Source organism: Photobacterium japonica (genome assembly GCF_050337005.1).
Taxonomy (GTDB): Bacteria; Pseudomonadota; Gammaproteobacteria; order Enterobacterales; family Vibrionaceae; genus Photobacterium; species Photobacterium japonica.
On record NZ_JAKJSN010000022.1, the window covers coordinates 57,496 to 80,334 of the forward strand.

Below are 22,839 nucleotides of genomic sequence, written 5' to 3' on the forward strand. Positions count from 1 at the left end.
GAAAGTACGATCATGGAAAAGATCACGACATGTGCCCTTGCCGTTTTAGCCGCTATGTGTGCGACCACGGCACAAGCGAATCAACCTCGTCCTTGGCAGGCGGGCTTTGGACTGGATCTGTCCTTATTAGCGGGCTATACGCAAAGTCACTCTCAGTTCAATACCGACAACACCGTTACCCCCGATTTAGCCTCAAAGGGAGATAAACAAAGCTCGGTATTGATCGCACCACTAGGCACGATCAGCTATACCAATGAGGCGTTAAACCAACAAATCTACTTCGGTACCAGCCGTTCTGATTTGGCCTTGGGACGCTTCCATGTGGAATTGGGGTACAAATACCGCTTAGCCGACAGAAGTGCTATCACCCTGAGTTATGTCCCCGGCTTACTGGAAAGTGAAACGTGGCAAGACCCTTACGTAACCGATCAGGTAAGGCAGAAAACCGACAGCAAAATACACGGTCTGCGCGTTCAGTATGACGGTATCATGGGCAGCCCTTTCTCATTGGAGTTGGCGGCAGGATCCCTCGATATTGATCAAGAGCACAGTGGCAGCACCCGTTTAACACCTGAAGAACAAACGCTGATGCAGCGTGACAGCAACATTTATTACAGTCAACTCAGCTATTTTAAACCGCTGAACCGTATGCAGTTTCTACGCTTTGCCGGCAGTTACACCCGCATTGATGCCAAAGGCGATGCCATGGCCAGCGACGGCATTGGCGTGGAGGTTGGTCTGATCCAGATGCTGGAGCAATCCAGCCTCGCACTGACCTTCAGTTATGATCGGGTTGATTTCGACAGTCAAAACCCGGTCTTTGACCGCACCCAAAAGGATGACCGCTGGGGCGCGTTCCTCGCCTATGAATATAAAGCGCCTTTTGAATGGAAAAATTGGGGTTTCGTGTCACTTTTAGGCTATAACCAAAGTCAATCAAACATACGTTTTTATGGTGAAGACAGCGTGTTGATCAGCGTCGGCATGAACTATCGATTCTAATTTTTTTCGACAGACACACAAATTTGAATTAAATTAGCAACAATTTGCCGACAAAGTGACAAGCTGACAAAGGTTATGGCTGTAGTGGATTTGAAAAAAGCTGATGCGACACAAGCGTCTTTGCATCGTATATTTACCGTGCCGGAGGCACCCGATTCAACCCTGGGACGAATCGAAAAAGAGATCTCTGAAAACCTCAATGTGTTTCTTCAAACACACATTGCGGCCACAGAGAAACCGCTTGCGGAAATTGAAAAGGACTTCTCATCGGCTGAACTTCCAGAGAACCCTGCTTTCGTTTCCGATCACACACACTTTCTTCTCGATAAGTTAGTGGCGCAATCGGTGCATACTTCTGCACCGACTTTCATTGGACACATGACATCCGCCCTGCCCTATTTCTTGATGCCGCTGTCCAAAATCATGATCGCGCTAAACCAAAACTTGGTTAAAATTGAGACCTCAAAAGCCTTTACGCCACTTGAACGCCAAGTGTTGGGCATGCTGCACAACCTCATTTACGATGAACCCGATCCCTTTTATCAGCGCTGGATGCACAGTGCGAACCATTCTTTGGGCGCCTTTTGTTCAGGTGGTACCATCGCGAACATCACCGCCTTGTGGGTGGCGCGCAATAACGCCCTGAAACCGGACGGTGACTTCAAAGGTGTGGCGCAAGAAGGACTCTTTCGCGCCATGAAACATTATGGCTACCACGATCTCGCGGTACTGGTATCGGAACGTGGTCACTATTCCCTGAAGAAAGCCGCCGATGTACTGGGGATTGGCCGAGACAGTTTGATCCCCATAAAAACAGACAGCGACAACCGCGTTATTGTGTCAGAGATGAAAGCCAAACTGGATGCGTTGGTGGCACAGAATATCAAACCCTTTGCCATTATTGGTGTCGCGGGGACCACCGAAACAGGCACCATTGATCCCCTGTCTGAATTGGCCGATCTCGCACAAGCTTATGGTTGCCATTTTCATGTGGATGCAGCGTGGGGCGGTGCGACATTAATGTCGAAGAAATACCGCCATTTACTCAATGGGATTGAGCGAGCAGACTCTGTCACCATTGATGCCCATAAACAGCTGTATGTGCCCATGGGTGCCGGTATGGTGATCTTCAAAAATCCGGCGTTAATGACGGCGATTGAACACCATGCCGAGTATATTTTGCGTAAAGGGTCCAAAGACTTAGGTACCCATACCTTAGAAGGATCCCGAAGTGGCATGGCCATGTTGCTCTATGCCAGCTTGAACATTATCAGCCGCCAAGGCTATGAAATGTTAATCAATAACAGCATTGATAAAGCACACTATTTTGCACAACGCATTGCTGAGCACCCCGACTTTGAATTAGTCACTCAACCTGAACTGTGCCTGCTCACCTACCGTTATGTGCCTGCGCGTACACAACAAGCATTGCCGTTGGCCACCGACGATGAGCGCGAAACTCTCCTTATGGCATTGGATGATCTCACCCAATTTATTCAGAAGCGTCAACGTGAATCGGGTAAGTCTTTTGTCTCGCGAACGCGGATCACACCCGACCGATGGGCACGTCGTCTCACCACGGTATTTCGTGTCGTACTTGCCAACCCACTCACGACTGAGCGCATTTTAAATGATGTACTGGCTGAGCAGGCTGAAATTGCCACACAAAGCTTTATCAGCTCTCCGAAAATATCGACACTAACTGAAAAAATTTTACAGCGAAATGGCCGCACATAAAGTGTAACAAATCATGATAAATGCGTCGGTCTGTACGCTTCTTTCTCTTTGCTCAGCAATGCTGGGCAAAGCCTTTTGCCCTCCGAAAAAGCGCCCAACCACGAGCGTTAAAGCGCCTCCATCTGTCACGCCAAACCATCCTTTCTCTCCGTATTGACCCTTCGCGCATTCGTCATTTTCCTCTCCGCGAATATGACTAGGGGCGTAAATTGTATTCATAAGGCATTTATATCCATTGAGAACCGAATAAATCCCTGACATGCAACAATCAAATGCTGTAATAAACGCCACTACAATGATGAAAATATCACCACTTGGTATTTCTGAAGGGAATTTTCTGCAAAATAGGGCGATACAGGACTGGTTAAAATCTCAACTACTCGGTACTGAAGTCATAAATTCACCAGTAAAATCACAAAAAATGACAAGGAAAAGTAGGAATTGACACGTTTGCGCTATTAACAACCCCTCATTTTTTTTGATCAATATCAACAAAGTCGCCGATTGACAGATGCAAAAAAGGCTGATACTCATCGAATATCAGCCTAAATATGACAAATTATGAAAACCACTAAAACACAGTGGCTAGCGGCGATTAATCGCCTGCAAACATGTACCCTTCACCGTGTACGGTCACAAAAATTTGTGGGTTTTTCGGGTCCACTTCCATCTTAGAACGCATGCGGCGAATCAGTACATCAATGGTACGATCATTCGGCGCTTCAACGCGGTGGCTTAGCATATTTAAGATACGTTCACGGCTAAGCACTACGTTCGGATGAGAAGAGAATGCCACCAATAACTCGTATTCAGCTTTGGTCAATTTCACCGGCACACCGTTGTGTGTAAGGGCGCGTTTGTTGATATCAAACTGCCAATCACCAAAGCGAATAATGCTGTCTTCTTGCATTTCTACCATGGTCTCATCTCGGGCCTTTTCGACCAGAGAGATGCGCCACAACAGGTTTTTTACGCGTACAAGCAGCTCTCGCAGCTCGAACGGCTTAGTCACATAATCATCCGCACCCATCTCTAATCCAACAATGCGATCGATACTGTCGGTACGGCCTGTCACTAGAATAATCCCTACCTCTGAACGGCTACGAAGTTCACGCGTTAGCATCAATCCGTCTTCGCCAGGCAGGTTAATATCGAGCATAACCAGATCAATTTTTTCGCTGGCCATTACCTCGCGCATCTGCGCGCCACTTTCCGCTTGGCTGACTTTATATCCTTCATTCTCGAAGTACCCGACTAGCTTAGTACGGGTAACGATTTCATCCTCAACAACAAGTACGTGGTGACTCATTTTATTCTCTTAATGTATTATTTACTGTTCTATAAAACGTTAGCATAATCGGCGGCCATTCACAATTTGTCATAATGCAGATAATTCTGTTCATCGCCACCCTTATCGTTATTCACATCGTGGAATTAAGATTACCCCATAAAAATTTATACGTCACCGTACTTTACGTTACGACTGACTTCATTCTTATTTGGAATCTTCCACTATGAAAAAACTTTGGCAAATGTTGACTAAACCAAGCAGCAAGTATTCGATCCTTGCTCTTGTGCTAGTTGGTATTGGTATTACCTTGGCGGGTGTTCTGACGGTTCACAAAAGCTTTGAATTTGCCTCACAAACTGAATTCTGTACGTCATGTCACACCATGCAGCAGAACTATGAAGAATATAAGCAAAGTATTCACTTCAAGAACGCCTCGGGTGTCCGTGCTGAATGTGTAGACTGTCACCAGCCTAAAGATTTGCCTGGTGCTATCCAGCGTAAACTGGGTGCGTGGAAAGACGTTTACCACCACTTCGTAACGGGCAAGATTGATACCCCAGAGAAATTGGAAGAACACCGTCTTGAACTGGCGCAAGTCGTTTGGGATCGAATGAAGAGCCAAAACTCGAAAACCTGTAAGAGCTGTCACTCGTACGATGCGATGGATCACTCTAAGCAGTCTGCTAAAGCTGCCTTTGAAATGAACAAAGCCGCGGCTGAAGACATGAACTGTATCGAGTGTCACAAAGGTATCGCACACGAACTGCCAAACATGGCGGGCGGCTTCCAGAAAGATTACCAAGAGCTTCAAGCAACAGCGACAACTCAAGGTGCAGCAGCTGAAGTACTTTACTCTCTTGGCGAAAAAGATCTTTACGCTACAGCGGATGCAAAATCTAAAGCTGACGGTAAGCTACTGCCTGCTTCTCAAGTGAAAGTGATTGAACGTAAAGATGGCATGCTAAAAGTGCAGATCGACGGCTGGCTAGAGAAGAGCGGTAAAGGCCGTGTGATGACGGAATACATGGGTAAACGTGTATTCAAAGCAACCATCCGTGGTGAAGTGAAAGCGACTGAGCAAATTCTTGAAGAGCAAACTGACAGCGCGACGAACATCGTTTGGCAGCACGTGTCTGTTCAAGCGTGGATCACACCTGATGACATGCTAGACAACATCCAGCCTATCTGGAACTACGCAGAAGACATGTACGGTGCAACCTGTAATGCGTGTCACGCAGCACCGGCACCAGGCCACTTCACAGCAAATGGTTGGATCTCGAGTTTAAACGCAATGAGCGCCTACTACCGTCTTAGTAAAACGGAAGAACGAACTCTGTTGAAATACCTGCAGAACCACGGTAGCGACACAGGCGGCGCTGGCCACCACTAATTCCTGACGGGGTGTGGGGGACTCCTCCCCCACCCTAGATAACAAGAATTCAAACTAAGGATTGCTCAATGGCAACTCAAGTACTCAATAAAGGCGTTACTCGTCGTCGCTTCCTATCAGGCATGATCGCTGCTAGTGCGGCATCAGTGGTAGGTACAAGCCTGCTGGCTCCTCGCAAAGCGATGGCTGCGACTGAAACTAAAGCTACTTTCACTGGTGATGTACTGTCTGGTTCTCACTGGGGTGCATTCCGTGCGAAAGTGGTAAACGGTGTATGGGTTGATACCGTACCGTTTGAAAAAGACAAGCACCCAACCACCATGATCAACGGTGTACGTGAAGTCGTATACAACCCTGCACGTGTTAAATACCCAATGGTACGTATTGACTGGTTGAAGCACGGCTTCAAGTCAGACACTGCACAGCGCGGTGACAACCGTTTCGTGCGTGTGCCATGGTCTCAGGCACTGGATTTCTTCTACCACGAAATGGAACGTATCCAGAACTCTTACGGCCCAAGTGCACTGTACGCAGGTCACACTGGCTGGCAGTCTGTAGGTAAACTACACAACGCCGGGACCATGATGAAGCGTGGTATTGGTCTGCACGGTACCACCCTTGGTAAGATGGGTGACTACTCAACAGGTGCTGCACAGGTGATCCTGCCGTACGTTGCGGGTGCAATGGAAGTTTACGAGCAGCAAACATCATGGCCGCTTGTGCTTGAGCACTCTGACACCATCGTGGTATGGGGTTCTGACCCAATCAAGAACCTGCAGGTTGGCTGGTTGGTACCTGACCACAGCCCATACGCTTACTATGATCAGCTTGCTGAAAAAGTGAAGAAAGGCGAGATCAAAGTGATCTTCGTTGACCCAGTAGTAACCGACACTCAGAAGACTGTTGGCGGTGAACAAGTGCGTGTTAACCCACAAACTGACGTTCCACTGATGCTGGCTATCGCGCACACTCTGTACAGCGAAAACCTTTACAACAAAGAGTTCTTGGCTGACTACACGACAGGTTTCGACAAATTCCTGCCTTACCTGCTAGGTAAAACAGACGGCGTTGAGAAATCACCGGAGTGGGCAGAGAAGATCTGTGGCGTTAAAGCGGACGAAATCCGTGCCCTAGCACGTCAAATGGCGTCTGGCCGTACGCAAATCATCGGTGGCTGGTGTCTACAGCGCATGCAGCACGGTGAGCAGTACGCGTGGATGCTAGTGGTTGTGGCAGCAATGCTGGGTCAAATCGGCCTACCTGGTGGTGGTTTCGGTTTCGGCTGGCACTACAACGACGCAGGTTCTATCACCTCTAACGGCCCACTGATGTCTGGCTTTAGCGGTGTGACTGGCGTGCCGCCAATCCACAACGGCTCTTACAACGGCTACTCAACGTTCATCCCTGTTGCACGTTTTGTTGACTGTATTAAGAACCCTGGCGAGACCATTAAGTACAACGGTCAGAAAATCAAGTTCCCAGTGATGAAGATGGCTATCTTCAGTGGTAACAACCCGTTCCACCACCACCAAGATCGTAACAACATGATCACGGCGTGGCAGAAACTGGAAACCGTTGTGTCTATCGATCACCAGTGGACAGCGACGTGTCGCTTTGCGGACATCGTTCTACCAGCGACCACCACGTACGAGCGTAACGATATCGAACAGTACGGTAACCACTCTAACGCGGGTATCATTGCCCTGCCGAAGATTGTTGAACCAATGTACGAATCAAAAGATGACTTCGAGATCTTCCGTGAGCTTTGCCGTCGTTACAACCGTGAAGAAGCCTTCACTGGCGGTAAAACGCAGATGGAACTGATCGAAGAGATCTACAACGGTGCACGTCTGCAAGGCCGTGGTCTTGGCGTTCGTATGTCTAACTTCAAGAAGTTCTGGGAAACTGAAGGTTTCATTGAATTCCCTGAAGGCGCTGAGTGGGTACGTCACGAGTCATTCCGTAAGGAACCTGACCTTGAGCCACTAGGTACTGCATCAGGTCTTATCGAGATCTACTGTAAGACTATCGCTGACATGGGCTACGATGACTGTCAGGGTCACCCAATGTGGTTCGAGAAAACAGAACGTAGCCACGGTGGTCCACGTTCTCAGCAGTTCCCATTGAACCTACAGAGTACGCACCCGAAACACCGTCTGCACTCACAGCTTTGTTCTTCAACTGAGCACCGTGCAACGTACGCGGTAGCGGATCGCGAGCCTATCTACATCAACACCCAAGATGCAGCGGCACGTGGTATCAAGTCTGGTGACATCGTACGTGTGTTCAACGACCGTGGCCAAGTATTGGCAGGTGCGGTAGTGACTGACGATTACATGTCTGGTGTATGTCGTATCCACGAAGGTGCCTGGTACAGCCCGCTAGAAGGCGGTAAAGCTGGCACTATCTGTACGTACGGCGATCCAAACGTACTGACACAAGACATCGGTTCTTCGAAACTGGCTCAAGCAACGTCTGCGGCTTCTGCACTGGTACAGGTCGAGAAGTTCACGGGTACTGTTCCGGCAGTGACTGGCTTCAACGGTCCAAAAGAAGTGACTGACATTAACCCGCTATTCCCAGCGATGGATCTAGCATAAGTTAATGCCTGAGGGTCAGGGGCTTCGGCCTCTGACTCCTTTTTTACTCACTCGGTTTACGAAAAAACCTATTCACATACACTAAGTTAATAAATTAGATATACTTATTAGGCTTATTCTATGTGAATATGTTTTTCTTTACGGTCACACCCTATTGGGCCGTATTGTCTGGATGTGGAGAGATCATGAAAGAATTTATTGCTTTCAACGAGCAGCGCGCAGAAATTTACTGGTGGATGTCATCTTTATTCGCTCGCGAATTAACCGAGCAAGACATTGAGCAGTACCAAAATGGTGAGATGGTCACGTTTCTGTCAGGCCTTGCCATGACGGCTGCGCTAAAAGCCCCTGTTGAGCACTTTCGTGATGCGCTAAAACGCCTGGATGTCCGTGATGATGCACAGCTTGAACTTGCCGCTGACTTCTGCGGTCTATTCCTTAGCACACCAAAATCCGGCGCCCTGCCGTATGCCTCCATGTATGTCGGTAAAAGCGGTTTGATGAACGATAAGCCCGCTCAAGACATGCAAGCGCTAATGGAAACCTACAACATTGCGCAGCGTAAAGAATTCAACGAGCCCGCTGACCATCTGGCTGTAGAGTTGGATTTCATGGGTAACCTGATCATCATGGCGAACCAATGCGCGTCTGTCGACGACGCAGAAACGCTGATGCAAGCCCAGTTGGCCTTCATCAATGCGATGCTTCTAAACTGGTTACCACAGTTTACGGCGAAAGCAAACGAACACGACAAGTTTGGTTTTTATGCCGCAGCCGCTGAAGTGCTGCTTGCATTCTGCCAGCTTGACGCTGCATTCCTTGCAGGTGACGAACAATAACCCTGACTGGCACTAGCCAGCATCCATAACACTATCTTCGTTTGCCGGCATACGGATTGCCGGCTTTTTTATGCCTGTCATTCCTAGCGAGCCCCTCTTTCACCACCGTCCTCATAGCATTGTTCAGCTTTCATCCAGCATTCATGACATTAGACTGACATTTCTCTCAATGGTATTTTATACAGTCAACGCATCAAAACATGAAACAAAAGAGCACCATCATGCCTAAAAGCCATACAGCAAGAAAGCCGTCTTCATCGCTACTGTCAACGTTGACGAAATATTCACTTCCGATCTTATTTGCCGGTGCGCTCGGCGCAGCGTTACCCGCGAACGCCAATAACACAACGGCCGAGACAGTCACGCCAGCCCCAACGGCAACCGAGCTGGCACAAGCACAGGCAAAAAAAGCGGCCGTGCATAAAATTAATGCCATCCAGCGCGATCTCACCAGCATTCGCCAGCAAGCATTAAAAAGCCACCCAGAATTGGTGAAACAAGCCAAGGCGCTGGAAACAACGTACAAACAAAAAGCAGAAGACATCGGTTATAACCCGGATGCGTTTGTCGCAAAAGCAGAAACCTTGCAAGAACAGCTTCGCGCAACCAACATGCCCGAAGAAGAGCGTAATGCGCTCGTGAAAGAATTTGCCGCAGCAAAACAGCAATTAGCGAAGCAACGTCAAACGCTGATCACCGATCCAACGCTCGTTACCTTGCAGCAAAACCTTCAACACGACACATTGGCGGCCATGAAAGCCTCCGATCCTAAAACAGACGAACTGCTGAATGAACTAAAACACCTGCTTGAAACGGTACAATAACCCTGCCCAATCGTCCTCTGTTACGTTTGTTTTGAATACACACCCTGTGAGTACCCTACTGTCTCGTAGACCGTAAGGAAGCGACAGGGTGTGTTTTAGCCTACAGACCCTCTTCACCTCACTCTTCGTCCTCTTTACTCAATAAGGCTTTCTCTTCTTCCAATATCGCCAACCAATACGGTTCCGCCTCGCACACACAACAGTCGTGCCAAATCGGCACATCATCATGCATGCTGATTTTTCGCGGGGTATCGTGCGCGAAGTGGCCAGACAGGCCTGAGGCATCAATGCATTTCACCACCATACATTCTCCCCGTGATACGCTTTGTCGTATCACTACTGTCAGTATGGCAGGCATAAAAAAAACCGGCGCAAGCACCGGTTTCTTCATGGCATGATATTGGCCTGTTACAGCTCAATCGCCTTATTCTGGCTCAACAAACGCATACCGCGGATCAACTGGAACAACCATTTGAGTACTGCGATCACCGCGATCACTGCGCCCACAAATGGCAGTACGTCCAATACGTAGTCCAGCATATCACTGTGTACCCAGTATTCAGCACCCGCCAACATACCGGTCATGGTTGCAGCCGTTACACCCAATACGACAAAAAAGGTAAAAAACATGAAAAATGAACGAATTATCGTATAGTAGTGGCTGTAACTTACGGCATCAGTGCCTTTATTCAGTTTGTAGCCTGAATAAATAATCGCAACGATACCGGAAAGAAGCAGGGTAAAAGGTGTTAGAAAACTTGCGATATAAGCAAATCGCACACCCGCTTTGTTATTTGTCGACATGATACTGTCCGTTCTATCTAACTATGGTTATTTTAATTATCACACGGATTTTCGCTTCATCAAGCTTGGATAAAACAGACGATGATCACGATCAAAGGAATCCGACAGAGTCCGCTATAATCCCCTAAAGCAACAATGCCGCAACGATGTAAAGAACTATCCCACTGAATAAATTGGCAAAAATTCATACAAAATGACATTTTCATGCGCCCTAACCCGTTCCTCTGGCGACAATTTCAATGTCACCTGCATTGCAGTATTGTACTGTTACATATTTGTTTCACACGACAAACACAGCCGAAATTTGCGTTCACAATACCCTTGCCATATTTAATTTTATCAATGAGATAGCAATAAAAAGCGGTGATTAATAACCGTTAAACAATTTAAATACAGTGGACAAATGTTGATGACTATCAACTATTCTTAGTTATTCGAGCAAGAAAGATTGCACTCTTGGCCACGGTAAGTAAAATGTGAACGCAAGCGATTACACCATGCAACTGCATGCGATGATTAAAACGAACATTGGTAATCGCTCGAAACGGAGCCGCTTTATGATGCGGCTTTTTCTGTTTCTAGTCCCTGTACCCAAAAGAGCAATGCACTTCGCAGTATTGACGCATAAGTCCATTGCTCTATTGGGTAAGTTTTCATTATTGGGTCCTCTGACCTTTTATTATTAGAAGAATAACTATGGCAACGATTAAAGATGTTGCACGTATGGCTGGCGTATCGACCACAACAGTCTCTCACGTGATAAACAAAACGCGCTTCGTCGCAGAAGCCACACAAAAGAAAGTACTTGCCGCTGTTGATGAGCTGAATTACGCCCCAAGTGCAGTCGCACGTAGCCTAAAATGTAATACAACCCGTACCATTGGCATGCTCGTTACAAAATCCACCAACCCTTTCTTTGCGGAAGTGGTTCACGGTGTTGAAGAGTACCTGTACGGCGAAGGCTACACCCTGATTTTATGTAACACCGAAGGTAACCTGGTGAAGCAGCGTGACTACTTGCGCATGTTGGCCGAAAAACGTGTCGATGGCCTGCTGGTCATGTGTTCAGATCTTGATGAGCAATTGCTGACACTATTAGAGCGCCAGAAAGATCTACCGATGGTTGTCATGGACTGGGGCCCAGAAAGCCCACACACAGACAACATTCAAGACAATGCTGAGCTTGGCGGTTATGTGGCGACGAAGTTCTTCATCGAACACGGCCATAAAGCCATTGGTTGCTTAACCGGACAAAGTGAAAAAGTGGCTTGTCGCGAACGCCTTAAAGGCTTCAGAAAAGCCATGAACGAAGCGGGCCTAACCGTGAATGAAGATTGGTTGCTGGAAGGTGATTTTGAATGTGAGTCTGCCGTAGAAGCAGCGAAAGCGTTCATTGCAATGGAATCACGCCCAACGGCCATTTTCTGCTTCAACGACATCATGGCAATGGGCCTGATCAGTACGTTCCAACAAGCGGGCATTCGCGTACCGGAAGATGTCTCTATCATCGGTTACGATAACATCGATCTGGCGCCGTACTTCTCACCACCATTGACCACTATCCACCAGCCTAAGCGTCGCCTAGGTAAGAGTGCGGTTGAAATCTTGATGCAGCGTGTGAAAGATAAGACACATGCCACACAGGTATTTGAAATGATACCTGAACTTGTGATCCGAAAATCAGTCCGCGATCTTAATCAATAAGGTCAGCTCGCGAAAAGTGCCGCTTTTTGCATTGAACCACGAAAGCGAAGGTCTTGGGCCTTCGCTTTTTTTGTCCCGTTTTTAGCCGAAAGCACGCTTAAGAACGACACAAAAAAGCTACCACGAGCAGATTATAAGACCAAATAATGGGAGCAATATCACACTTTTAAAAATGGGAGCAAGGTCAAATTTATTAACTAAGATATTCTCTTTTTTGTCACGAACAAGGCAAACCACTCGAAAGATTGGGACGCAAAGCCTCCGGCCTAAGAGAAACAAATACACACTGTTTGTTGCTTATGGTAGCGGGGTTGCCGATGGATATAGCAATTACTGTCAGAGCTCACCCCACCTATTCTCTGACCGTATCAAAGACATGCTTTGCTATTCTAGAATCCTCGCTTGTTGACGGTTGACGCTATTAACAACTATCGAGAAAAAGCATGGACAAACCAGTACTTAAAGATTCACTACGTTTATTCTTTGGCGCATTTGAGAACGTGAAGTCACGCTCTATGTTTGGCGGATTTGGTATATTTTCTGGCGAAACCATGTTTGCACTTGTCGTCAATGACAAGCTGCATTTACGCGCCAATGCGGCCAATGAAAGAGAATTTAAGCAAGCTGGCCTCACCCCGTATATTTATAAAAAGCGCGGCTTCCCTGTTGTGACCAAACATTACGCCATTCCAGATGAATGGTGGCAGGATACAGCGCAGATTATCGCACAAGCAGAGCGTTCACTGGCTGCCGCGCAGGTTGATAAAGAAACAAAAAACACCGCAGGCCCTGAGCGTATTAAAGATTTGCCAAACTTACGTCTTGCCAACGAAAGAATGCTAAAGAAAGCCGGTATTATTACGGTAGATCAACTACTTGAAGCCGGTTCAATTAACGCATACAAAGCGCTACAAGACAGCCACTCCGGCAGTGTCGGCATCGATATGCTGTGGGCGCTTGAAGGGGCGATTTGCGGACGCCATTGGTCTGTCATCCCACAAGACCGCCGTTCAGAGTTATTGGCTAAATTACGCTAAAATAAACACGTTATATATAAATAAGAGATCTTATGATCTCTTATTTATATTTCTATGATTATAACCTGCCATCACGTCTTGCATTGACAAAATACTGTCAACAAATGCCAAACATTGAATTACCTCCCAAACCTGCTGAGAAACATCTACGCCCTCTTCCAATACCGACATTCACTTGTAAAATGGCTTTTATCCAAGTGACCTCAAGGTTATCGTTTCAATCAATAGCATTGCAACTTATCTCATGGGAATAATTATCCCGTTTTGACATCCCTTGGGTATATATGTCGTTAAAGGGGCCACCATGCATTATTCCAAGCCATTTCCTGGGCAAAGTGAACACATGTTCAAAGATAAATTCAGCAAATGGCCACGTATCATGCGTGCATTAGTGTTATTAAGCCTGCTGCCTCCCGCCCTGCTTATCCTGCTTGTCCACCAGCAATTGGCGCCCGTGAGTGCGCTGCATGATGTATTACTTGCCGTCACGGTGCTTAACGTCACACTGCTCGTGTGGGGACTGGCACTAAAAATTCGTGCCCGCAAATATTGGTATCGCAGCTATCATATCGGTAAAACGATGGTACTCGCCGCTATCCCTATCATGGCCTGTGGTTACATTTTTCTCACTGAGTTACCCAAAAGTGAACTGCTTGCGCAACCTACCTCGCGGACTGTGCAATTAACCATCAACTAGTGCCACCGTAGACGTTTTTTTTACTTTTTCTGAAATTTATTCTGCTACCTCAAGGTCTTTGTGTCATAACTCCCTGATAATTTCGGTAATATTACGGCTTACTCTCAAGTAATATGGCCTATCCGGTTGCTCATTCACTGACACTCAGACAATCACAGAGGTTACCTTGCGCATTTCAGCTAAACGCCGCTACTCCATTCTGATCAAGCCACTACTTTGGCTGCAGCAACGCCACTACGGTAAGGTACTCAACCCAGCCCTGCTGTGGGGACGCAAGCCTACCCTGTTTTGGTTAGTGGCCGGTTTTTTTGGCTATCTTGACCGTAAACACTCACCGTTAACGCCTGTGCTGCGTTCTTTGGTGTGTGTGCGTGTATCCCAACTCAATGATTGCGCTTTCTGTGTGGATGCCAATGGCATGAAACTGGCAGAACGCTGTGACTCTGAAGAAAAAATTAAAGCCCTTGCCCATTGGCAACACAGTGATCTTTTTACCCCGCAAGAGCAGGCCGTTTTGCACTACGTAGAAGCGATGACGATCACAGGAATGCGCGTGACTGACGAAATGCTTGCCACGTTAAAACAAGGGTTTGATGATGATGCTATGGTTGAGTTAACCGCGCTGATTGCCTTTCAAAATCTCTCCGCGAAATTCAACACCGCGCTTGATGTCCCAGAACAGGGATTTTGTTCGTTACCCATTCAACCTAATGCGACCCAACAGGCTAATCGCCCAACCGCAAAGGATGAACACTAGGAGTATCTATGAACAGAAAAAAAATCGTGGTGGCAGGCCTTGTTCTGTCATTGATCGGCCTGTGGATAGGCTTCGATCTCGGCCAGTACTTCACGTTAGCCCAAGCAAAAAACCAGCAAGTAGCCTTGCAAGACACCATTGCCTCGCACCCACTGCTGTCTAGTCTTCTTTTCTTCGCGCTCTATGTCACCATTACCGCCTTATCCGTTCCAGGGGCGGTCATCATGACCTTATTAGGCGCGGCCTTATTTGGCTTCTGGTGGAGTTTATTACTGATTTCGTTTGCCAGTACCCTTGGGGCAACCTTGGCCTTTTTGTTCAGCCGCTATATTTTGCGCGATTGGGTACAGCAACGTTTCGGCCACCGCTTGGCCGCGATCAATACTGGTATTGAAAAAGAAGGGGCGTTTTACCTCTTCACCCTGCGGTTAATTCCAATCTTCCCGTTCTTTCTCGTCAACCTGCTGATGGGGCTAACGCCGATCAGTACACGACGTTTTTATCTGGTCAGCCAGATCGGGATGCTCGCCGGTACCGCAATTTACATCAATGCCGGCACCCAGCTGGGTCAAATCGACACGCTAACGGGGATTGTATCTGCCCCTGTGCTGATCTCCCTGGTGTTGTTGGGTCTGTTTCCTCTTATCGCCAAAGCAGTTATGACATGGATAAAACAGCGCCGCGTGTATGCGCAATGGAAAAAACCCGAGCATTTTGATCAAAACATGGTGGTCATTGGTGCGGGTGCCGGCGGCTTGGTCAGTGCCTATATTGCCGCCGCAGTGAAAGCCAAAGTCACCCTGATTGAGCGCCACAAAATGGGGGGGGATTGCCTAAATACCGGTTGTGTGCCATCCAAAGCACTGATCCGTGCGGCACATACGATGTCAGAAATCACCAAAGCCCACGAATTTGGCATTACCACAGGCCCTGTGACGGTAAATTTCCAGCAAGTCATGGCCCGTGTACATAAGGTGATCAGCAAAATTGAACCGCATGACAGCGTCAGCCGCTATACGGACTTGGGGGTGAATTGTATTCAAGGCGATGCCACGGTCTTATCCCCATGGGAAGTAGAAGTGAACGGGCAGCGCATTACCACCCGTAATATTGTGATTGCTACCGGTGCCCGCCCACTGGTACCCCACATTCCCGGCCTTGATACGGTCAATTACCTGACGTCTGACTCGATTTGGGGATTACGCGAGCAACCCAAGCGCTTGTTAGTGCTCGGTGGCGGCCCCATCGGTTGTGAATTAGCCCAGAGCTTTTCGCGTTTAGGCAGTGAAGTCACCTTAGTAGAAATGGCCGATCAGGTGATGATCCGTGAAGACAGCGATGCAGCGGCAGTGGTGGCGAATAAGCTGGCCAAAGATGGCGTGAACATCAAAACCGGCCATAAAGCGGTTTCATTCTCCTCATTCACGAATGAGCAAGGCCAACAGATTCAACAAGCAGCGTTGGAAGACAGCAACGGGCAAATCGTAGAAATCGAATTTGATGCCGTCATGGTGGCACTCGGCCGCGTCGCTAACGTGACAGGCTTTGGCTTAGAACAACTCGGAATCACCACCACCGAACGTGGGACTGTGGCAGTGAATGACTACCTGCAAACTCAGTATCCGAACATCTTCGCCGTGGGTGATGTCGCCGGTCCATTTCAGTTAACCCACGCGGCCGCGCACCAAGCTTGGTATGCCGCCGTAAACGGGCTCTTTGGCCAATTTAAAAAATTCAAAACCGACTATTCCGTATTACCTGCAGTCACCTACACTGCGCCGGAGCTTGCTCGCGTCGGGCTTAACGAAAAAGACGCTATCGCCAAAGGCATCGCGTTTGATGTGGTGACCTACGGCATTGATGATTTGGATCGTGCCATTACAGATGGCACCGATGAAGGCTTCATTAAAGTGCTTACGCCAAAAGGTAAAGACACGATTTTGGGGGCGACGATTGTTGGCCATCACGCCGGTGAACTGTTGGCTGAATTTACCCTTGCGATGCGCCACGGCTTAGGCCTGAATAAAATTTTAGGCACGGTCCACCCTTACCCCACCATGAGTGAAGCTGCTAAGTACACGGCAGGCGAATGGAAAAGGGCCAACGCCCCTCAAGGCTTATTGACATGGGTGAAGAAATACCATGACTGGATGCGCCATGAGGCAAAGCAACCTGATACTCAGCCGCCGCAAGCTCACACCCAGTCCACATCCGCCTCCACGGCAGATGTAAAACAAAATACGGAAGCCAAACGGGCATAATGACGCACAGGGAATGTAAACCGTAATGAAAAAGACACTGATGAAACTGGCACTGGCCAGCCAATTGGCTCTCGCCGCACACGCGGCGTGGGCAACCACAGACAATACCGCTCACGTTACCGCCCTCACCTCCCAACCGTGGGTTGAGATCGAAAAACAGGCCTTCGGACAAACTGTGTACTTTAATGCATGGGGTGGCAGCCAAGAGATCAACGATTACCTGCGCTGGGCCAGTCGTCAGCTGAAGTCACAATATGGCGTTAATCTCAAGCATGTCAAAGTGGCAGATATTGCAGAAACCACACAGCGTTTATTGGCTGAGAAGACCGCTGGAAAAAACAATGGCGGCAGCGTGGATTTGGTGTGGATCAATGGTGAGAACTTCCGTTCGATGAAGCAAAGCCACTTACTGTATGGCCCGTTTGTGGAAAACTTGCCTAACTGGCAGTCAGTCGATAAAACACTGCCGATTGATCGCGACTTTACCGAACCGACAGACGGACTCGAAGCGCCGTGGGGCGTAGGACAGTTGGTATTTATCCACGACACCGACACCCTCAAACAGCCTCCGCGCAGCTTTGCCGACCTGTTGACGCTCGCCAAAGCACATCCTGGGAAAATCAGTTACCCACAGCCACCTGAATTCCATGGCAGCAGCTTCTTAAAAGCCGCGCTATTGGAACTGACGGACAAGCCCGATGAACTGTACCAGCCCATTGACAGCAAAACAGAACATCAACGATTTGAGCGTGTCACGGCACCTCTGTGGGCCTATTTAGATCAACTGCATCCGGTGGCGTGGCACAAAGGTCAACGTTTTCCATCAGGCACCAGCGAAACGGTGCAGTTGCTCGATGACCAACAACTGTTGCTTGCTATCACCTTTAACCCTAACGCGGCCAATGCCGCGATTGAACAAGGTAACTTAGTCGACACGGCACAAACATTTGCGTTTACACAAGGTGCCCTGTCCAATATTCACTTTCTGGCTATCCCATGGAATGCCAATGCCAAAGCGGGCGCACTGGTCACCATCAACTTTTTGATGAGTCCCGCCGCGCAAGCGCGTAAAGCCGATGCCCGCATCTGGGGGGATCCGTCGGTATTAACGTCAGAGGCGCTGATGCAGGTACAGCCAAACAACAAACAAACGGGCACACAGGGCTTTAGTCTGTATAAAGCGATTCCAGAACCACACCCGAGTTGGTTAACCGCCATTGAATTAGAATGGCAAAAACGTTACGGCAGTTGATCTTCACAGACTGACTGATCACCGTCTATTTTTGCGGGAGGGGCAACCCTCCCATTGTTTGAGTGTTGTATGATCCATCTGTTCTACCTGCTCGCCCTGTTACTGTGCATTGCGCCGTTACTTCCCGGGTTACTTGGCGTTGTCCTTCCCGCCTTGTCATGGTTGCCGCCACTGGGCTATCTCACTCCGAATGTTGATGCCTTTACCCAACTGCTTTACTGGCCGGGGTTAAGCACATCACTTTTGCTTTCCCTGTTCACGGGTTTAGGCAGTACCTTACTCGCGCTGATTTTTTCCTACTTTATCTTGCGCCGGTATTGGGACACCCCGCAGTGGCACCGCTTAGAGAACACGTTATCGCCCATGATGGCGATGCCACATGTCGCGTTTGCGATTGGCTTTGCCTTGCTGTTTGCCCCCACCGGATGGTTTTATCGGTTGTTGGCCGTCACGGGTATCACCCCCTCTGACAGCTTTACGGTGGTACAAGATCCGTATGGTATCGGCTTGCTTATCGTTTTAGCCCTCAAAGAAACGCCTTTTTTATTGCTGATGAGCATTGCCGTATTGCAACAATTACAGGTCAAACCGCTACTCGCCATCTCGGCCAGCTTGGGGTATAGCCAGCATGAAAGTTGGCGTAAGCTGATCCTGCCCTTATGGCTCCCTAAGATGCGTTTGCCTTTGTGGGCCGTGGCAGCGTACGGCGTCTCGGTGGTCGACATTGCGCTGTTTATCGGCCCACAACGTCCATCGACGTTTGCGATTCAAGTCTGGCGCTGGTTCAATGAACCCGATTTACACCTGCTGCCTCGCGCGGCGGCGGGGGCATTGCTTTTACTCGCCCTGACATTGTTCACCTTACTCGTCCTGCGCGGCATAGAATGGTGTGTGGTCAATGGCCTGCGTCGCTGGCAACTCAATGGGCCTGCACGTCCCTCATCGGCCCATGTAAATTCCCGTCTGCGTTCACGCTTACACCGTGCCGTACCGCTGTATTCACCTTTTGTCGCAGTTCCGATTCTGGTGCTACCCACCTTGCTGGTATGGTCGTTCGCCCAACGCTGGCGTTTTCCTGATTTGTTGCCGAGTCGCTACAGTTTTCGTTTTTGGGAACAAGAACTTGAGCCCTTGCTAACACTGGCGGGGCACAGTATGATCCTTGCCCTAAGCAGCGGCATAGTGGCATTACTGCTCGCCATCGGTTGTTTAGAATACCGACAGAAATACCACATCGGCATCCCCCACTGGATCATTGCGATACCGCTGGTGACCCCCCAGCTCTCCCTGCTGTTTGGCATACAGGTCACCACCTATTGGGTACCGGGGCAGCACTATGGGTTATGGGTTGTGTGGAGCCACCTCTTTTTCGTGTTCCCCTATCTGTATTTGTCCCTTGAAGGCGCGTGGCGCAGCTACGATGTGCGCTTAGATCAATGCAGCCGCAGTTTAGGAAAAACCGCGTGGCAAACGTGGTGGCAAGTGAAACGCCCACAGGTACAACCCGCTATTTTCATGGGGCTGGCCGTGGGGATCAGCGTGAGCTTGGCACAATACCTGCCAACCCAAATGCTAGGGGCAGGACGGATCAGCACCCTGACCACAGAAGCCGTTGCGCTGGCCAGCGGGCAAGATCGCCGCGTCATGGCTATTTATGGCCTGTTACAAGGGATATTACCCTTAGTGTTTTTTACTTTGGCAGTACTGATAAACCGCTGGACATCGCATTATTCACACGGCCAACGCGACTCAGCAGTGCATCAACGTCAGCCGCAATCACATTTATCATCACAATCTCGACCATGACCACAATGAGGGAGCAACACCACCAATGACACTGTCTGTCGACAACCTCATCCTGCATCAGGGTGAACAGCCCCTGTTTGGCCCCTTATCCTTTTCGGTCGCCAAGGGAGAGATTTTTACCCTGATGGGCCCCAGCGGCTGCGGTAAATCCACGCTGTTAAGCGCCATTGCTGGCCATATTGCACGCCCGTTTCAAGTCACCGGCAACGTCATGCTCAATGACATCCCCATGTTACCGCTGACCCCAAATGCACGAAAAATTGGCCTCCTATTCCAAGATGACTTGCTGTTCCCACACCTGACGGTAGTAGAAAACCTGATGTTTGGATTACCTAAGCACTATCGAGGCAATGAGCGGCGTATGCACGCGATGCACACATTGGACATGTTGGGATTAAGTGCATTACGCAATAACCTGCCACAAGCCCTGTCGGGCGGACAGCGGGCAAGGATCAGCGTGATGCGGATGCTTCTCTCTGAGCCACACGCCGTATTGTTAGATGAACCGTTCAGTAAGCTGGATAAAGCCCTGCGCACGGCGTTTCGTCAGTTTGTTTTTGACCAAATTCGTACCCGCCAGATCCCGGCCATCATGGTCACTCATGATGACGACGATGTCCCCCCTCAAGGACGTGTCTTACACTGGCCTTGGCCTTCACTGCCCTCTGATCCTGCACTGGAACCGTTATCATGTTAGATCGCTACGCCATCAAACTCATTCGCTGGCCGCTGACCATCCTTTCTGCGCTGCCTGACCGCATGGGTGTCACGGCCAATCAAGTGACCCTTACTGGTTTTGTGCTGGGACTATTCGCCCTGCCTGCATTAATGCTGCAAGAATATCACTGGGCATTGGGGTTTATTGTCCTCAACCGGATTTTTGATGGCTTAGACGGTGCCATCGCCCGTCGGCAAGGGATCACGGACTGCGGGGGGTTCCTCGATATCACACTCGATTTTTTATTCTATTCACTAGTGCCCTTTGGGTTTGTGCTGGCCAATCCCGATGCCAATGCCGTCGCGGGTGCCTTTTTGATCTTTGCTTTTATCGGCACCGGATCGAGCTTCCTCAGCTTTGCCATCATGGCCAGTAAGCACAATATTGAAAGCCCCGTGTACAAACAGAAATCGCTTTACTACATTGGCGGCCTCACTGAAGGCACTGAAACCATTGCCTGCTTTATTTTATTTTGCTTGTTGCCGCAGCACTTTGCCCTTATTGCGTGGATTTTCGGCGCCTTGTGTTGGATCACCACCATGACGCGTATCTGGGTGGGATACCACACCTTAAAGGCGCATTAAACCGCATATCAACGGACAACAACGTAAACATCTTGCTTGGCATCGGTGGCTTCCGCTTGCCAAGCCAATTATTCCCGCTACAATCGTCGCTCATTTTCAAAGGCAACGACGTCCTCATGAACCGTAAGAAGAAAATCAATCAAGCGCTGAAAAAACACCAAAAGCGTAAGAATGCAAAGTTACACCGTAGCAACAAGCCACGTTACATTTCTAAAGCCGATCGTGCGAAATATGAAGAAGCGGCGCAACTGGCAGGTATGACGGTTGAGCAATACATGGACACCCTAGACGCAGCAGTAGAAGAGACTGAAGCAGAAGGCGAAGAAGTGAACGCTGACGTTGAGACAGACGCTGTCGCTGAAGAAAAAACGGCTGAGACCGCTAACTGATCGGTCGTTTGCTGAACACGCCAACGGCCATTCGCCGGACGTGTATCACCGATTACGTGTAAAGCAGGCCGGGCGATTTCGCCGCCTGCTTTCACACATTTTGAAACTCACACCTTAAAACTTACACCTGATATGGCACCTTAAAGCTTTCACCTTTGCGATATTGCTTTAATGGCGTTAGCGCATCCATTCACGGTGCAGCTGTTCACTGTCACCCAAATATGCCAGCAACCAATCAATCGCTGGGTTCTGTGTTTCTTTATTCCATGCCAAACAACACGGGCTGACCGGCGGCTTCACGGCCAATTGTTTTTCCACCAGCTCGCCACTGGCCATCTTCGCCAGCGCCATATGCTCCGGCACCACACAAATCCCCAATCCCGACTTTAAACAAGACATCGCACTGTGCCAATTGGGCACCATGATCCGACGCTGGTTATCCATCAGCCAAGTGATCCGCTTGGGGAGCACCCGTGAGGTATCTTCCAAGCAAATGGCCGGATACTGCGCCAACTCTTCCGGCGCCAATGCGTGATCGGCACCGGCCAACGGATGATCCGGTGACACCACAAACCGCCACGCTAATACGCCCATATCGCGATAATCAAAATGCCCACTCACCGGCACCGCAGCAGTGGCCCCTATCGCAATATCCGCACGGCCATCCGCTAAGGCATCCCACACACCATTGAACACTTCCATGGTCAAATGCAATTCCATGTCAGGGAACTGACGGTAAAAATCCCGCACCAAGGTATTCACTCGGCTGTCACGCACCACGGTATCCAACGCGACAGACACACTCTGTGACCACCCGTTTGCCACCCGTTGGGTTTGTAATTTCAGCAACTCCATCTGTTTGAGCAACCCCCGGGCCTCTTCCACGAAATACTCACCAGCAGGGGTTAATTGCACCTGCCTATGCAAGCGAACAAATAAATCGACAGCTAATCGATCTTCAATGGTTCTCACCGTATAACTGATGGCACTGGGCACTTTGTGCAGCTCTTCAGCCGCCGCAGAAAAACTGCCTCGCCGTGCCACCACATCAATTACTTGCAGATCATTATACGAAAACATGGCCCTTCACCTTACCGCAATCGTTACCGCGACATTTTACATCAAATATTTTGAAAGCAATGGTGAA

The 22,839-nt window shown here is 49.0% G+C and carries 21 protein-coding genes and 1 riboswitch; of the genes, 16 read left to right on the forward strand and 5 right to left on the reverse strand.

Annotated elements, in window-relative coordinates:
• Positions 1-12: 12 nt before the first annotated feature.
• A complete protein-coding gene (locus L4C36_RS10075) occupies positions 13-1,002 on the forward strand; it encodes a DUF2860 domain-containing protein (protein ID WP_428477666.1) in 990 nt (329 codons plus the stop codon).
• Between the two features lie 75 nt (positions 1,003-1,077).
• Positions 1,078-2,739 carry a pyridoxal-dependent aspartate 1-decarboxylase PanP gene (gene panP / locus L4C36_RS10080; protein WP_428477667.1) on the forward strand — a complete coding sequence of 554 codons (1,662 nt, stop codon included), beginning with the start codon at positions 1,078-1,080 and terminating at the stop codon, positions 2,737-2,739.
• Here the strand turns inward: panP and L4C36_RS10085 are convergent.
• Both L4C36_RS10085 and torR read right to left on the reverse strand, forming a co-directional pair.
• Complete coding sequence (locus L4C36_RS10085; RefSeq protein ID WP_428477668.1) at positions 2,716-2,958, reverse strand: hypothetical protein; 243 nt, start codon at positions 2,956-2,958, stop codon at positions 2,716-2,718. The genes panP and L4C36_RS10085 overlap by 24 nt on opposite strands.
• A 376-nt stretch (positions 2,959-3,334) precedes the next feature.
• On the reverse strand, positions 3,335-4,048 hold the full coding sequence (torR, locus tag L4C36_RS10090; protein WP_317521808.1) for a two-component system response regulator TorR: 714 nt from the start codon (positions 4,046-4,048) through the stop codon (positions 3,335-3,337).
• A gap of 205 nt (positions 4,049-4,253) precedes the next feature.
• Here torR and torC point away from each other — a divergent pair, with 205 nt between their 5' ends.
• The 4 genes from torC (at position 4,254) to L4C36_RS10110 (ending at position 9,683) form a co-directional block, all read left to right on the forward strand.
• Positions 4,254-5,420 (forward strand): pentaheme c-type cytochrome TorC, encoded by a 1,167-nt coding sequence (torC, locus tag L4C36_RS10095; protein ID WP_428477669.1) that lies wholly within the window; start codon positions 4,254-4,256, stop codon positions 5,418-5,420.
• 68 nt (positions 5,421-5,488) lie between these two features.
• Positions 5,489-8,020 (forward strand): trimethylamine-N-oxide reductase TorA, encoded by a 2,532-nt coding sequence (torA, locus tag L4C36_RS10100; protein ID WP_428477670.1) that lies wholly within the window; start codon positions 5,489-5,491, stop codon positions 8,018-8,020.
• 185 nt (positions 8,021-8,205) lie between these two features.
• Positions 8,206-8,859: a molecular chaperone TorD gene (gene torD / locus L4C36_RS10105; protein WP_428477671.1), complete on the forward strand. Its 654-nt coding sequence runs from the start codon at positions 8,206-8,208 to the stop codon at positions 8,857-8,859.
• A 221-nt stretch (positions 8,860-9,080) separates the two neighbouring features.
• Complete coding sequence (locus L4C36_RS10110; protein WP_428477672.1) at positions 9,081-9,683, forward strand: hypothetical protein; 603 nt, start codon at positions 9,081-9,083, stop codon at positions 9,681-9,683.
• A 118-nt stretch (positions 9,684-9,801) separates the two neighbouring features.
• Here L4C36_RS10110 and L4C36_RS10115 read toward each other — a convergent pair whose 3' ends face one another.
• Together L4C36_RS10115 and L4C36_RS10120 are read right to left on the reverse strand one after the other, a co-directional pair.
• A complete protein-coding gene (locus L4C36_RS10115; protein ID WP_428477673.1) occupies positions 9,802-9,987 on the reverse strand; it encodes a hypothetical protein in 186 nt (61 codons plus the stop codon).
• Between the two features lie 104 nt (positions 9,988-10,091).
• Positions 10,092-10,487 (reverse strand): hypothetical protein, encoded by a 396-nt coding sequence (locus L4C36_RS10120; protein ID WP_428477674.1) that lies wholly within the window; start codon positions 10,485-10,487, stop codon positions 10,092-10,094.
• 696 nt (positions 10,488-11,183) lie between these two features.
• Between L4C36_RS10120 and L4C36_RS10125 the strand changes: the two genes are divergently transcribed.
• The 10 genes from L4C36_RS10125 (at position 11,184) to L4C36_RS10170 (ending at position 21,692) form a co-directional block, all read left to right on the forward strand.
• Positions 11,184-12,191, forward strand: coding sequence for a substrate-binding domain-containing protein (locus L4C36_RS10125; RefSeq protein ID WP_428477675.1), 1,008 nt, complete (start codon positions 11,184-11,186; stop codon positions 12,189-12,191).
• A 217-nt stretch (positions 12,192-12,408) separates the two neighbouring features.
• Positions 12,409-12,510: riboswitch (cyclic di-GMP riboswitch) on the forward strand.
• A 124-nt stretch (positions 12,511-12,634) separates the two neighbouring features.
• Positions 12,635-13,228, forward strand: coding sequence for a TfoX/Sxy family DNA transformation protein (locus L4C36_RS10130; RefSeq protein WP_428477676.1), 594 nt, complete (start codon positions 12,635-12,637; stop codon positions 13,226-13,228).
• Positions 13,229-13,532: 304 nt separating this feature from the next.
• Positions 13,533-13,925 carry a hypothetical protein gene (locus tag L4C36_RS10135; RefSeq protein WP_428477677.1) on the forward strand — a complete coding sequence of 131 codons (393 nt, stop codon included), beginning with the start codon at positions 13,533-13,535 and terminating at the stop codon, positions 13,923-13,925.
• 166 nt (positions 13,926-14,091) lie between these two features.
• Positions 14,092-14,682 carry a carboxymuconolactone decarboxylase family protein gene (locus L4C36_RS10140; RefSeq protein ID WP_428477678.1) on the forward strand — a complete coding sequence of 197 codons (591 nt, stop codon included), beginning with the start codon at positions 14,092-14,094 and terminating at the stop codon, positions 14,680-14,682.
• 8 nt (positions 14,683-14,690) lie between these two features.
• Positions 14,691-16,943: a dihydrolipoyl dehydrogenase family protein gene (locus tag L4C36_RS10145; RefSeq protein WP_428477679.1), complete on the forward strand. Its 2,253-nt coding sequence runs from the start codon at positions 14,691-14,693 to the stop codon at positions 16,941-16,943.
• Positions 16,944-16,968: 25 nt separating this feature from the next.
• Positions 16,969-18,195 carry an ABC transporter substrate-binding protein gene (locus L4C36_RS10150; RefSeq protein ID WP_428477680.1) on the forward strand — a complete coding sequence of 409 codons (1,227 nt, stop codon included), beginning with the start codon at positions 16,969-16,971 and terminating at the stop codon, positions 18,193-18,195.
• A 69-nt stretch (positions 18,196-18,264) separates the two neighbouring features.
• The gene (locus tag L4C36_RS10155; protein WP_428477681.1) at positions 18,265-20,001 is read left to right on the forward strand and encodes an ABC transporter permease; all 1,737 of its coding nucleotides are present in this window, start codon (positions 18,265-18,267) and stop codon (positions 19,999-20,001) included.
• Positions 20,002-20,026: 25 nt separating this feature from the next.
• On the forward strand, positions 20,027-20,698 hold the full coding sequence (locus L4C36_RS10160) for an ATP-binding cassette domain-containing protein (protein WP_428477682.1): 672 nt from the start codon (positions 20,027-20,029) through the stop codon (positions 20,696-20,698).
• On the forward strand, positions 20,692-21,303 hold the full coding sequence (locus tag L4C36_RS10165) for a CDP-alcohol phosphatidyltransferase family protein (RefSeq protein ID WP_428477683.1): 612 nt from the start codon (positions 20,692-20,694) through the stop codon (positions 21,301-21,303). The genes L4C36_RS10160 and L4C36_RS10165 overlap by 7 nt, the downstream gene beginning before the upstream one ends.
• Before the next feature lie 116 nt (positions 21,304-21,419).
• Complete coding sequence (locus L4C36_RS10170; RefSeq protein ID WP_428477710.1) at positions 21,420-21,692, forward strand: DUF2986 domain-containing protein; 273 nt, start codon at positions 21,420-21,422, stop codon at positions 21,690-21,692.
• A 177-nt stretch (positions 21,693-21,869) separates the two neighbouring features.
• On the opposite strand, the gene punR is transcribed toward L4C36_RS10170, so the two are convergent.
• Positions 21,870-22,772, reverse strand: coding sequence for a DNA-binding transcriptional activator PunR (gene punR, locus L4C36_RS10175; protein ID WP_428477684.1), 903 nt, complete (start codon positions 22,770-22,772; stop codon positions 21,870-21,872).
• Between the last annotated feature and the right edge of the window lie 67 nt (positions 22,773-22,839).